We start from the raw sequence: 12,899 nt of genomic DNA on the forward strand, positions 1-12,899 counted from the left end.
TGTGACAACGCAAACCCCGTTAACCGGCGCGGGCCTGGGCCTGCGCCGGGAAATGCTGCAACAAGTGCTGGCCAGCAGCAATCAGGCGATCGACTTTTTTGAAGTTGCGCCGGAAAACTGGCTGCCCTATGGCGGCAAGTTGGCCAGCCAGTTTAAAGCACTAACCGAGCGCTATGCCTTTGCCTGCCACGGTTTATCGCTGTCCATTGGCAGCCCGGATCCGCTGGATATCAGCTTTGTTAAGCAGTTAAAAACATTTTTTAAAGAACATAACATCCGCCTGTACAGCGAGCATTTAAGCTATTGTTCGGCCGGAGGTCATTTATATGATTTAATGCCGATCCCGTTTACCGAAGAAGCAGTAAACTACGTGGCAGAGCGGGTGCGGACCGTGCAGGATATTCTGGAACAGCCCCTTATTCTGGAAAACGTGTCGTATTATGCGGCGCCCGGCCAGCAAATGAGCGAACTGGAGTTTATCTGCGAAGTCCTGAAACAGGCCGATTGCCAGCTATTGCTGGACGTTAACAATATTTATGTTAACTCAGTAAACCATGGTTATGATGCCAAGGCATTTTTACAGGCACTACCCACTGAGCGCGTTGCCTACTATCATGTCGCTGGCCATTATCAAGAAGCCCCCGACTTACTGATAGACACTCATGGTGCCGATATACCCGACCCGGTCTGGCAACTACTGCAACTGGCTTACCAACAGCATGGGGTCAAACCCACCTTGTACGAGCGGGATTTTAATATTCCCGATCTTAGCAGCCTGCAAAGTGAACTGGCCTACATCAGAACACTGCAACATCAGGCGCTTGCAGCCATTGCCCGGCAACAGGTTGCGCTATGAACATAAAACAGGACGAGGCTGACTTCAGACAACTGCAACAGCAGTTCGCCGCGTATATTCGTAACCCGGAACATACTGCGCCGCCGGCAGGTATAGAGCAGCGCCGGTTAAAGGTATACAGCGATCTGTTTTTTAATAATGTAAGAGGCTTTCTCGATACCGCCTTTCCGGTATTAAAAACCCTGTATAGCGAGCCCGACTGGACTGCGCTGGCCAGGCAGTTTTTCAGCAGCTACGCCTGCCAAAGCCCTTATTTTTTGCAGATAGCAGAGCAGTTTGTCACCTTTTTACAGGATTATCAGCCAACAGCAGCCGACCCGCCATTTTTAGCCGAACTGGCGCATTACGAGTGGGCTGAGCTGTATATCGCTACCTTAACAAGCAAAGCACCACTGCCGGCGCTTAGCTGGGCAGAGCTTACCGGCGAAGCACTCAGTACCAGCCGCTTGCAGTTATCTGAACTGGCTATGCTGTGTGCGTATCAGTATCCAGTGCAGCAGATTTGTGTTGATTTTCAGCCCACTGAACCTGCCCAGCCGGTGTTTTTTCTGCTGTATCGTAACTCTGAGCACGAGGTAAAGTTTGTCCAGCTGAACCAGGCCACCCTGTTGCTGCTAAACACCCTCTCTGAGCAACCCGGCCTGACGTTTAACCAGTTAATTCAGGCAATATCAGCGCAATTGCCCGGTTTAACCTTGCCACAACTGCAACAGGGCGCCCTGCCCTTAGTGCAGCAATTAACGGCCAAAGGCGCTATTTGTGGATATCCGGCCTGAGCTTTCACCTAACCTTCCACCCTTTCACCTCAACTCCCACCTTAACTCCCAATTTGTTGGAAAATAACTGAAATAGCTTTGTCATTCTGACGGTCTTGTTAAACATCATAGTTATCTCTGACAACCTGACAGGCTATTTTATGGTTACTCAGCTCTATGCAAATTATCAGCGTTTTATCGGCCGGCTGGCCATATGCAGCGGCCTGGCGCCGCTGTTGTTGCGGCTTATTCTGGCGCCGGTGCTTATTCAGGCTGGCTGGAATAAATTCAGTCACTTTGCCGATACGGTAGCCTGGTTTGGCAACAGTGACTGGGGACTGGGTTTACCTTTGCCCTGGCTGCTAGCCAGTCTGGCGATAGCCGCGGAACTGGTTGGTGGCGTTATGCTGTTGCTCGGACTACTGACCAGACTAGTAACGATACCCCTGCTTGTCACCATGCTGGTTGCCATTTTTGCCGTTCACCTGCCCTATGGCTGGCCTGCGATAGCCGATACCAGCAGCTGGCTGGCCGATGGCACCCTGTTATTGAACGAGCGGGTGATGGATAGCAGCGATAAAATTGAAGCCGCGCGCAGTTTGCTGCAACAACACGGTAATTACGACTGGCTGACGTCCAGCGGCAAACTGGTGATCCTGAACAACGGTATTGAATTTGCGGCAATATACTTTGCTATGCTGCTCAGTCTGCTGTTTAGCGGCGGTGGCCGTTTTGTCAGCGTTGATTACTGGCTCAAACACTATGTTGGCCGCAACCTGACTCAGGCAGCCTGACGATGAGCAGCAGACTTAAGCAAAATGAATACTTTACAGGCTCAACCTATGTCTATTAGGCTTACCATACTTCCCACTGAACAAAAGCCTTCAGCCATGTCGCAGTCACGAAATAGCCTGTTCAGTTTGCCGGTCTCTTTATTTAAGCGCAAAGCGCAAAGCAACAGCCAGCGCTATGAACAGCTGGTGCGGTTATACCATGCAGATTTATACCGTTATGCTTTCTGGCTCTGCCGGGATCAGCACATTGCGGAGGACATCGTGCAGGATACGTTTTTACGCGCCTGGAAAGCGCTCGATTCATTGCTGGATGACAACGCAGCGAAAAGCTGGCTTATTACCATTTTACGCCGGGAAAATGCCCGGCGGTTTGAGCGTAAGCAACTCGATTACAGCGATGTGGAGCAAGACAGCTTAACCGATGAGATAAACCCGGCTCTGGAGCAACAGTACGACAATGCCTTACTGCAACAGCAGTTACTGTTACTGCCACCCGAGTATGGCGAACCGCTGTTACTACAGGCACTGGCCGGGTTTAACAGTGACGAAATTGGCCAGCTGTTAAGTTTAAATGTCAATACGGTCAACACCCGTTTATTCCGGGCCCGGCAATTACTGAAGCAGCGCCTGGTCACGCAACATAAACCGCAACAAAATACGCAGCAAAAGGGGGTAAGGTGATGGCTGATTTAACTGCAAAGCAAGCCCTGATGGCGGATCCCGAGGCCCGAAGTGCTGAACTGGCAACTGCCGTTGCCGCCGATCCTGCCCTGCAACAACTGCAACGCCAGTTATTGCTCGATCAGGCCAGGATCAAACAGGCATTCACATTTAACGTACCAGACTCGCTGCAGCTGAAACTATTACGCCAGCAAATGCAACTGACTCAGCAAAGTCAGAAAAAGCGTTTCGGCGCAGCGATTGCCCTGGCAGCATCGGTGGCTTTTGTGGCCGGCCTTACCCTGAACTGGTTTAACTACGGTTACCCGCAAATGACCCTGGGCCAGCATGCCCTGGCCCATGTCTATCACGAAGCCCCTTATATGGATCAAATGCTGATGCCACAACCACTGAGCCAGGTTAATGCCAAACTGGCCAGTTTCGGTGCTGAATTAGAGGATTGGCAACAGGCCATAGTGTACGCCAACTTTTGCGATTTCCGTGGCACCCGCTCCTTGCACCTGGTCATGCAAACTGAACACGGCCTGGCCACGGTGTTTGTGGTACCAGACAGCAATAAGCTGAAATTTGAGCATCATTTCTCAGATAACACCTATCGAGGCCGCAGCCTGGCATTAAAAAATGCCGATCTGGTGGTAGTAAGTGAAAATGATGCTGATCTTCAGCAATTACCCGCTAAACTAAAGCAACAACTTAAGTTTATATAAGCTATCGCCAAGCAGCAGGGATGCCCAATGACCGACAAAAATCAGGCCGAATGGCTGTTAGTTCAGCAAAGTTACGATAAACAAGAGCAGCAGGCACTGTGGCTGAAAGTTATTACCATTCTGGTATGGCTTTGGCTGTTAGAAAACGCTGCTGCGCTGGAACTGCAGTTAGGTATTATCGGTTTATTCTGGTTGCACGAAGCCATCCTTAAAACCTGGCAGCAACGCGCCGCCGACCGCCTGCTGCAGCTGGAGCAAGCCATTTTACAGGCGCAGGACATCGGCTGTCAGTGGCATAGCCAATGGCAATATCAGCGCCAGAGTCCACTGCAACTGCTGCTGGGGTATGTAAAGCAGGCTGCCAAGCCCACCGTTGCAGTTACTTACCTGGCATTAATAGCGGCAAGTGTGCTGCGGCTTTGGTTGTAACAATATCAACGCCGCTGGCCAGGTTAACAAGGATACTACAACACCCAAGGCCAAGCCTAAGTTCTTTGGTGCCGTGCAGGTAAAAAAATCATACGTCAGCTATCACCTGATGCCTGTGTATGAGGATCCAGCTCTGCTAAGTGATATCAGTGACAGCTTACGCAAAAAAATGCACGGCAAGTCATGCTTTAACTTCACAGCAGAAGATACGCTGGTGTTTAACGAGCTGGAAGAATTGACCAAAAAATGTGCAGCAGCGGTTAAATAAGTAATACAGCCTGATCATTGTGATATTTCAAGATTCCGCGACCCAAGTAGCTTAAAGAGTTACGCCCGCCAGGCAGCCAAACCCACTGTCGCGGTTACCTAGCTGGCATTAATTGCGTTAAATGCCGGTAACCAGAAAGTCTATCGCAGCGACAATGTCATCTCGACTGTCAGTAAGTGAAGCTTCCTTCTCTTTCAAAAAGCTGACGGAGACGCTGGTTAATTGATGAGTAAGAAGAACAAACTTTTTGTTTTTGAATTCAATGACAGGACAAAGGTGCTTAGGGTAGGTTTGGTCAGATTTCCGAACGGGAGTTAGTGGAATTACTACTCTGCTGTTAAGGGTATCGAGAAGGCCGTTTTGAATATCAACAAAGTAGGGATAAGTCTGATTGGTATCTTGATCTGTATTTACGTAAAGGTCAAACTGCTCCATCAGAGTACCCGATGTTTATCAGAGAAAAGACCGTTTTCTTCAGCAAGTGTATTACAGTTATCAATAGCTTCACGGTTATCTTTCCGCCACTGATTGCGTTTCTCCTGGCGGATTTTCTCAGTCAGCGCCCATTCAAGAGTTGCTGAGAGGTTTATGTTCAGACTGCGAGCCTCTGCCAATAAATCTCTGTTTATGGAGAGGTTTGCGGCTTTTTTAGAGGCAGCGTTGCCAGATAAAGGTTGCATCACATTTGCTCCAATCATAGCCTATGCGCATTGTTAATACGCATCATGGTAGTTGGGCGCATTTAACAAGTCAAGTAACCGGACGGCTAAGCACCCTGATTAATTTTGGCTATGCCCAGCAGCTTTAGCAAAGTATTGCGGACTGCCCTCATCGGCGGATATAACAACCTGGCCCGCGCGGGCGATTTAAATAACCAGTAGTTAAGACGATTAAACAGCCCGCTGCGGCTGCTGATTATTGCCAGCATCTGCATAGCCGCCGCACCGTGATACCAGCTGTCGCCCAGTTTTAATACAATGCCCTGGTCTATATCTAACTCACGTTGTTGCAGTTCCCGCCGGATATCCGGCCGGTCTCTGGCGTTCAGTAATTGTAATTTCCCCAGGCTCTGGCGAATACGTACCGCCTGGCTAAAGTTACGGCACAGCGGGCAGTCACCATCGTAAATCAGCATAATGTCATCATTGCTGGCTGGCTCACTGTTCATCGGCTGATAACCAACTCATCGGCCTGGCTGCTAAGCTTGCGCCACAGATATAAGCCATACCAGGCATTAAACCAGAAGCCGCAATAGACAATAGCAGTGACATATAACTCGCGGGAAATATACAGCGGGATGGCGATGGTATTGACCAGCAACCAGAACCACCAGGTTTCCAGTTTGCGGTTCATCAGTAAAAACTGGGCAATCAGGCTGAACATTAGAATTGATGAGTCGACATAAGGCGCATAGGCGTTAGTCAGGTTGTGCAGCAAAAAGCCATGGGCCGCTGTTACCAGCAGGGCAACACCGGTATAAAGCAACAAGCGGCTAATGCGGCTGCTACTTACCTGCTTAATGCCACTTTGCCGGCCCCACTGATACCAGCCAATAAAATTGGTGGCAATAAAAAACAGCATTAGCATACTTTCAGCGTACAACTGCACCTGAAAAAACAGCACTGCAAATAAACTGCAGCCAATAATACCCAGCCACCAGGTGTGAATACTGTTGCGGGCCGCCAGAAACACCGCCAGCAAGTAAAAGCCATTAGCGGCGTATTCCAGCGCAGTTAATGTTAACAGCGGCGCGACTAACTCCGTTATTGCCATTTTATTTCCAGCTTTATCCCCCTGCTTTATTAGCGCCGTACCCCAAACTAATACCGCAGCCTGATAAATATTGAAGCCTGAGTTGGCTTATCGATTACTTATCTAAGCCACCCAGACATAAGTATTTAAGATCCAGATAATCGGCCAGGCCATATTTTGAGCCTTCCCGGCCATAACCAGACTGCTTAACCCCGCCAAACGGGGCGGTCGGGTTAGAAACCATGCCCTCATTTACGCCTACCATACCGTACTGCAAAGCCTCGGCAACCCGCCAGATCCGGCCGATATCCCGGCTGTAAAAATAGGCTGCCAGGCCGGACTCGGTCGCGTTGGCCAGCGCAATGGCCTCGGCCTCATCATCGAAGCTTTGCACCGCAGCTACCGGGCCAAATATTTCATCCTGAGCCACCGCCATATCATTGTTGACGCCGGTTAGCAGCGTAGGTAAGTAAAACAGGCTGTCAGTCGCCTGGCGTTTGCCGCCACACTGTAACGTCGCGCCCTGAGCAACTGCTGCATTAAGCAGTTTATCAACTTTGTCACAAGCGTCGCTACTTATCAGCGGACCAATATCAACGTTATCATCAGTACCGTTACCAAGCTGCAGCTTACCGATAGCCTGCTGCAGTTTTTCGGTAAAAGGTTCTACGATACTTTGCTGCACCAAAATCCGGTTAGTACAAACACAGGTTTGGCCGGCGTTGCGAAATTTTGAGGCCATCAGGCCCTCAACTGCCGCATCCAGATCAGCATCTTCAAACACAATAAAAGGGGCATTGCCGCCCAGTTCCAGCGACACTCTTTTTACCGTGCCGGCACACTGTTTCGCCAGCTGTTTACCAATACTGGTTGAACCGGTAAAGCTGAACTTGGCCACCCGCTTATCCCGGGTCAGCACATCACCAATAGCTTTAGCATCGGTACTGGTAATCACATTAAAAACCCCGGCCGGAATGCCGGCGCGTTCGGCCAGTTCAGCCATTGCCAGCGCCGATAACGGCGTTAGCTGGGCCGGTTTAACCACAAAAGTACAACCTGCTGCCAGGGCCGCTGCCGCCTTACGGGCTATCATCGCATTGGGGAAATTCCACGGTGTTATCGCTGCCACGACCCCGACGGGTTGTTTTAGCACAATAATCCGCTGATCGCTTGTCTTCGCTGGAATAGTATCGCCATATACCCGCTTTGCTTCCTCAGCAAACCATTCCAGGTAAGACGCGCCATAGCCAATTTCCCCTTTGGCTTCAGCTAAAGGCTTGCCCTGCTCCAGGGTAAGCAGCAGGCCTAAATCATCCTGGTGTTCCAGCAGCAATTGCTGCCAGCGCATTAACAGTTTCGAGCGCTCTGCCGCAGGCCGGGTCGCCCAGTCAGCAAAAGCGGCATGCGCGGCAGCTACCGCCTTTTCTGCATCGGCCGCGCTGGCATCGGCTACCTTAGCAACAAGCTTGCCATTGGCCGGATTGGTTACCTCAAAATAATTGTCCGCTTTGTGCCATTGGCCCTGCCAGTATGATGAGTCTTTTAATAACCCCTGATCGGTTAGTTTGGTCATAACACCTCCTTAATCGAATCGCCGCCAGCTAAAGTAATGACTAACCGGCGTGAAATGGTATGCCGCTAAGCTTAGCAGCTGTGAAATGATTCGCAGCTGCATAAGCCAGCTCAGAGTCAGGATTGTACCAATTAAGACAACACTCCTTTAAGACAACATTACTTTAAAACAACATTACTAGAGTACCGGGCTTACATCACTAAAACTCGCTGCATTCAACCATAGGTGCATTGCCACGCTGGCAAAGTAGCCCAACAGAATGACCGGTGCCCATTTCAAGTGACCGACGAAGGTGTAATAGCCCCGGGCCTGTCCCATTAGTGCCACCCCAGCAGCTGATCCTATCGACAACAAACTGCCTCCCACTCCGGCAGTTAAGGTAATAAGTAACCATTGTCCGTGCGACATATCGGGATGCATGGTTAAGACCGCAAACATTACCGGAATATTGTCCACAACTGATGACATAAGACCTAATACTACGTTGGCAACGGTTGGGTCGCCATTGGCATATAAAGTGGTTGAGAGTAATTCCAGATAACCGATATAGCCCAAACCACCAACACACATCACCACACCGTAGAAAAACAGCAGAGTATCCCATTCCGCCCGGGCAATACGGTTAAATACATCAAATGGCACAACTTGCCCCAACGAGCGCACGCGCTCTATATCGCCCTCTCGCTCAGCCATAGCACGCTTGCGTGCTAATGAGCCAGGTAATGTTTTACGCAGGAAAAAGCCAAAAAATTGTAGCAAACCGAGCCCCGTCATCATACCCAGCACGGGTGGCAAATCCAGCCACGAGTGGTATAGCACGGCAAGAGCAATCGTCGCTAAAAACAAAGTTAAAATCCGCAGTGCACCGCGCTTAAGTTCAACATCTTCCTGTAGCGCGGCGGGGTAACGTCGCTCTACAAAAAAGCTCATTATTATTGCCGGCACCAGGTAGTTAACTACCGCTGGCAAAAACAGAGTAAAAAACTCATTGAAATTAATGATCCCTGCTTGCCATACCATCAAAGTAGTAATGTCACCAAATGGAATAAAAGCACCACCTGCATTGGCGGCAATAACAATATTGACACAGGTTAGATTTATAAAACGCTTGTCGCCTTCTGCAACTTTCATCACCACAGCACACATCAGCATGGCTGTCGTCATATTGTTGGCAAAGGATGAAATGAAAAACGCCAGTACACCACTTATCCAGAATAAGCTACGGTAGCTAAATCCTTTGCGAATCATCCAGGCCCGCAACGCATCAAATAATCGCCGCTCTTCCAGCGCGTTAATGTAAGTCATCGCTACCAGCAGAAAAAGCATTAACTCGGCAAACTCGAGCAACGTATGCCTGAACGCATCTGCTGTTACGCCTGGAATACCATCCTGCATATAACGCCAGGCGACCAACGCCCAGATAAGACCCGCTGCAACCAAAACCGGTTTGGACTTTCGCAGATGAATTTTCTCCTCTGCCATTACCAGTAAATAGGCAAAACAAAAAAGCACCAACGAGATTATGCCAACCGGAGACATCGTCAAGTTCAGAATGCCCGAAGCGGCATGCGCCGCCGGAGAAAACACTACACATACCATTAGCCACAGCAGCCACTGTCTCACACTGTTATCCTCAGTTTCTTAATGAAATTAGTCCGGCAGGCACCGCACGTTATTATAAATTTGTTCTGGTTTTGCGCTATTAGCGCATGGTCTATACCGCGGTTTGCAGTTAACAAAAACCCGGCAAAAAGCCGGGTCGGGTTTAACGCAGTATCAGCAAGGAGCATTTCGCCTTGCTAATCATGGCAGTAGTAGTACTACCAACAATAAACTGCCGGATCCGGGAATGGCCATAAGCCCCCATCACCATCAGGTCAATATGGTGCTCCTGCTGGTACTGATTCAGAACCTCGTCAGGCTCACCGCCAACAATAGCCACTTTGGTCTCAAACCCGGCATTGCGTAAAATTTGCGCCGCGGTTTCCATTTGCTGCTGAGCCGCCTCAATATTGGCGCCCGCCATCACCAGATGTACTGGCAATCCTCTGCCCAGCGGGCTGGCTGCCAGCATCTCCAGGCCTTTAAGTGCGGTTGCACTGCCATCATAGGCCAGCATAATACGTTGTGGCTCTTTATAGCTCTGCTGGGTTAATAAAATGGGCTTATGCAGACTGCGGATCACCTGCTCTACATGCAACCCCATATGGCCATGCGCATCAGCACTGCTAAAACCGCGCTTGCCCAGCACCAGTAAGCGGGTCTCTTCTTCCAGCTCAACCAGAGTTTCTACCAGGGTGCCGTGGCGCAAGCGCTCGTCCACACCATCAATACCAGCTTGTTCCGCCCGGCTTTTCGCCGCATCCAGCATCAACCGGCCACGCTCCATCGCCAGCTTACCGTGTTTCTCGTCCAGCTCGGCTAACTGCTGTAACAATACTTCCTGCGAGCCCAGGCCAATACTGCCGCTTAAATCCGGCGTATGAGTATGCTGGGCTTTGTCCAGTACGTGAATAACCGCCATTGGCACAGTTAAACGTTTTGCTGCCCAGACGGCATAATCACATACAGCTTCGGCATAGGGTGAGGCGTCAATACACGCCATTACTTTTTTTGTCATCGTTATGCTCCTGTTGCCTGATTTAATTTAACCCGGATCCACGCCACTTAGCTTATTCAGGATCAATGCCCCATCAACTTTTCTACGGCATCAGGCTGATTATGTACAGCAAACTTATCGACCAGGGTGGCACTGGCTTCATTTAAACCAATCAGCTCTACTTTAGTCCCTTCGCGGCGGAATTTCAGCACCACTTTATCCAGCGAGCTGACAGCGGTTATATCCCAGAAATGAGCCCGGCTTAAATCGATGGTCACGTTCTCGACCGCTTCTTTAAAATCAAAGGCGCCGATAAATTGTTCGGCAGAGGTAAAAAATACCTGCCCCACCACTTGATAATCACGCTGATGGCCATCGGCAACAAGCTTAGAGCCGATATACAAAATCTGACCGACTTTATTAGCAAAAAACAGTGCACTTAATAACACCCCAACCAACACACCGTAGGCCAGATTATGGGTCGCGACCACCACGATAACCGTCATTATCATAACAACTGACGAGCTTTTCGGGTTTTTGCGTAAGTCTTTTACCGACGACCAGCTAAAGGTACCAATGGACACCATAATCATAATGGCGACCAGCGCTGCCATCGGGATCAGCCCTACCCATTTATCTAAAAACACCACCATAATCAGCAGCAAAATGCCGGCTAACAAGGTAGATAAGCGGGTGCGGCCACCGGATTTGACATTAATAATTGACTGACCAATCATCGCACAACCTGCCATACCACCAATTAAGCCCGAGCCTAAGTTGGCTACACCCTGACCAACACATTCACGGTTTTTATTGCTGCTGGTATCGGTTAAATCATCGACAATAGTTGCCGTCATTAACGATTCAAGAATACCCACTACCGCCAGCGCCAGAGAGTACGGGAAAATAATTTGCAGCGTTGCAAAATTCAGCGGCACGTCCGGCCACAGGAAAATGGGCAAACTATCCGGCAATTCACCCATGTCGGCCACGGTGCGAATGTCCAGCCCGAAATACAGCGCCAGACCGGTCAGCACGATGATACACACTAACGGTGATGGCACGGCTTTGGTGACATAAGGAAACAGGTAAATAATAGCCAGGCCCAGGACTGTCATGCCGTATACGGTGACCGTACCGTAAGTACCGCTAAGCTCAGGCAACTGCGCCATAAAAATCAGGATGGCCAGTGCATTAACAAAGCCGGTGACTACTGAGCGCGACACAAAGCGCATTAAGTCACCGAGTTTAAAAATACCAAAAACAATCTGGATCAGGCCGCATAACAAGGTCGCTGCCAGCAGATATTCTAAGCCGTGGTTTTTAACCAGGGTAATCATTAGCAGCGCCATGGCACCGGTAGCGGCAGAGATCATCGCCGGGCGGGCACCGACAAAAGCAATAATGAAACAAATAGCAAAAGAGGCATACAAGCCAACTTTAGGGTCAACCCCGGCAATAATAGAGAAAGCAATAGCTTCAGGAATAAGGGCTAGCGCTACCACGATAGCGGACAGAACATCTCCTCTGATATTGGAGAACCAGTTCTGTTTCAGAGTATTAATCATTTATATGTCCAACAAGTTATTTTCCGACATTTAGCACAGACACGTAGCATAAACTGCGTTTAAAGTGCCTTAACCAGGCTGCATTGTTCGTTTTGAGCCTTGAACTTTATTTGCAATTTATCAGGGGTTCTGCGAGTTACACCGGCCCATCCTCGTTGGTTAACACTTGCTGGTTAACATTCGTACACTGTAAAAAAAATAAGCGCGTATTATAGGGGTTTAAAGGCGGCAAAACCAGTAAAAACAGCGTTAAACTGGCTTGCAGCCTAATAAAACATCAAAATTAGCATTCTTTTGCCTGATAGCAATTTTTTGTGGTGATGGACAATTAAACCGGCAACCCCTCCCGGTAAAACTGCACGCCGTCGCAATTACTGCAGGGCAGTAACTCAGCCGGATGGGTGTAATCAATATGCTGATAACAATTGCTGCAGCGATAGCGACCCATACCGACCATTTCGCCCTGATAATAAACTCCCTGATGTTTAAAATCCTGAGTCAGCTCCTGCCACTCCAGCTGGGTTTTATCGGTAATGTTACTAAGCTCCTGCCACAACGCTTCAGGCCACAGCGACGGCGCAGCCTGCTCGGACGGCGGAATATCCTGTTCAGTCTCCTGCTGCTCCTGCTCGTGCCACTGGCGTTTTAAGGTTTCAACAAATAAGCGTGTCTCATAGGCGCTCAGCTCTTTCCCCGCTTTAAGATAGGCTTTCAGCGTATCTGCAAACTTAACTAGCTGGTTATCGTAGTTATCCGGGTTTTGCTGCAAATTACGGTTGAATTCGGCCAACCAACGTTGATACTTTTTATAAAAATCGCTCATATCGTCTCCTTGTTAGGTTTTCCAGTATAGACAATGCGCTTGCTTATTGTTGTCAAAACCGCGCTGCGGTATGCTATAGCCACTTTTTCCGGCC

16 protein-coding genes are annotated in these 12,899 nt (G+C 49.4%); 7 read left to right on the forward strand and 9 right to left on the reverse strand.

Translation table 11 applies throughout. The features are described 5' to 3' along the window. The first annotated feature begins 1 nt into the window (after position 1). The 7 genes from CRO03_RS11435 to CRO03_RS18430 all read left to right on the forward strand — a co-directional run bounded on the left by CRO03_RS11435 (position 2) and on the right by CRO03_RS18430 (position 4,490). On the forward strand, positions 2-856 hold the full coding sequence (locus CRO03_RS11435; protein WP_097111768.1) for an HvfB family MNIO-type RiPP peptide maturase: 855 nt from the start codon (positions 2-4) through the stop codon (positions 854-856). Next, positions 853-1,632, forward strand: coding sequence for an HvfC family RiPP maturation protein (locus tag CRO03_RS11440; protein WP_097111769.1), 780 nt, complete (start codon positions 853-855; stop codon positions 1,630-1,632). Before CRO03_RS11435 ends, CRO03_RS11440 begins: the two co-directional genes overlap by 4 nt. A gap of 140 nt (positions 1,633-1,772) precedes the next feature. Then, positions 1,773-2,405 carry an HvfX family Cu-binding RiPP maturation protein gene (locus CRO03_RS11445; protein ID WP_097111770.1) on the forward strand — a complete coding sequence of 211 codons (633 nt, stop codon included), beginning with the start codon at positions 1,773-1,775 and terminating at the stop codon, positions 2,403-2,405. Between the two features lie 48 nt (positions 2,406-2,453). After that, positions 2,454-3,086, forward strand: a complete 633-nt coding sequence (locus CRO03_RS11450) for a sigma-70 family RNA polymerase sigma factor (RefSeq protein WP_212682408.1) — start codon at positions 2,454-2,456, stop codon at positions 3,084-3,086. Then, a complete protein-coding gene (locus CRO03_RS11455) occupies positions 3,086-3,793 on the forward strand; it encodes a DUF3379 family protein (RefSeq protein WP_097111771.1) in 708 nt (235 codons plus the stop codon). Before CRO03_RS11450 ends, CRO03_RS11455 begins: the two co-directional genes overlap by 1 nt. 27 nt (positions 3,794-3,820) lie before the next feature. Continuing rightward, positions 3,821-4,222: a hypothetical protein gene (locus CRO03_RS11460; RefSeq protein ID WP_097111772.1), complete on the forward strand. Its 402-nt coding sequence runs from the start codon at positions 3,821-3,823 to the stop codon at positions 4,220-4,222. 109 nt (positions 4,223-4,331) lie between these two features. Continuing rightward, positions 4,332-4,490: a hypothetical protein gene (locus tag CRO03_RS18430; RefSeq protein ID WP_170949001.1), complete on the forward strand. Its 159-nt coding sequence runs from the start codon at positions 4,332-4,334 to the stop codon at positions 4,488-4,490. Between the two features lie 117 nt (positions 4,491-4,607). Here the strand turns inward: CRO03_RS18430 and CRO03_RS11470 are convergent, their stop codons facing one another. The 9 genes from CRO03_RS11470 to CRO03_RS11510 form a co-directional block, all read right to left on the reverse strand. Next, entirely contained in the window at positions 4,608-4,925 is a 318-nt protein-coding gene (locus tag CRO03_RS11470; protein ID WP_097111774.1) for a CcdB family protein, read from the reverse strand. Then, positions 4,925-5,170 carry a type II toxin-antitoxin system CcdA family antitoxin gene (locus CRO03_RS11475; protein WP_097111775.1) on the reverse strand — a complete coding sequence of 82 codons (246 nt, stop codon included), beginning with the start codon at positions 5,168-5,170 and terminating at the stop codon, positions 4,925-4,927. Before CRO03_RS11475 ends, CRO03_RS11470 begins: the two co-directional genes overlap by 1 nt. 86 nt (positions 5,171-5,256) lie before the next feature. Further along, positions 5,257-5,658: a DCC1-like thiol-disulfide oxidoreductase family protein gene (locus tag CRO03_RS11480; protein ID WP_097111776.1), complete on the reverse strand. Its 402-nt coding sequence runs from the start codon at positions 5,656-5,658 to the stop codon at positions 5,257-5,259. Next, the gene (gene pnuC, locus CRO03_RS11485) at positions 5,655-6,263 is read right to left on the reverse strand and encodes a nicotinamide riboside transporter PnuC (RefSeq protein ID WP_097111777.1); all 609 of its coding nucleotides are present in this window, start codon (positions 6,261-6,263) and stop codon (positions 5,655-5,657) included. The genes CRO03_RS11480 and pnuC overlap by 4 nt, the downstream gene beginning before the upstream one ends. 94 nt (positions 6,264-6,357) lie before the next feature. Then, positions 6,358-7,815 carry an NAD-dependent succinate-semialdehyde dehydrogenase gene (locus CRO03_RS11490; protein ID WP_097111778.1) on the reverse strand — a complete coding sequence of 486 codons (1,458 nt, stop codon included), beginning with the start codon at positions 7,813-7,815 and terminating at the stop codon, positions 6,358-6,360. A gap of 177 nt (positions 7,816-7,992) precedes the next feature. Continuing rightward, positions 7,993-9,414: a sodium:proton antiporter NhaD gene (gene nhaD / locus CRO03_RS11495; RefSeq protein ID WP_097111975.1), complete on the reverse strand. Its 1,422-nt coding sequence runs from the start codon at positions 9,412-9,414 to the stop codon at positions 7,993-7,995. 166 nt (positions 9,415-9,580) lie between these two features. Further along, positions 9,581-10,435 (reverse strand): universal stress protein, encoded by an 855-nt coding sequence (locus tag CRO03_RS11500; protein WP_097111779.1) that lies wholly within the window; start codon positions 10,433-10,435, stop codon positions 9,581-9,583. Between the two features lie 62 nt (positions 10,436-10,497). After that, the gene (locus CRO03_RS11505) at positions 10,498-11,982 is read right to left on the reverse strand and encodes a SulP family inorganic anion transporter (RefSeq protein WP_097111780.1); all 1,485 of its coding nucleotides are present in this window, start codon (positions 11,980-11,982) and stop codon (positions 10,498-10,500) included. A gap of 328 nt (positions 11,983-12,310) precedes the next feature. Beyond that, the gene (locus CRO03_RS11510; protein WP_097111781.1) at positions 12,311-12,805 is read right to left on the reverse strand and encodes a zinc ribbon-containing protein; all 495 of its coding nucleotides are present in this window, start codon (positions 12,803-12,805) and stop codon (positions 12,311-12,313) included. Positions 12,806-12,899: the final 94 nt, after the last annotated feature.

This window comes from Arsukibacterium tuosuense, assembly GCF_900215315.1.
GTDB lineage: Bacteria > Pseudomonadota > Gammaproteobacteria > Enterobacterales > Alteromonadaceae > Alishewanella > Alishewanella tuosuense.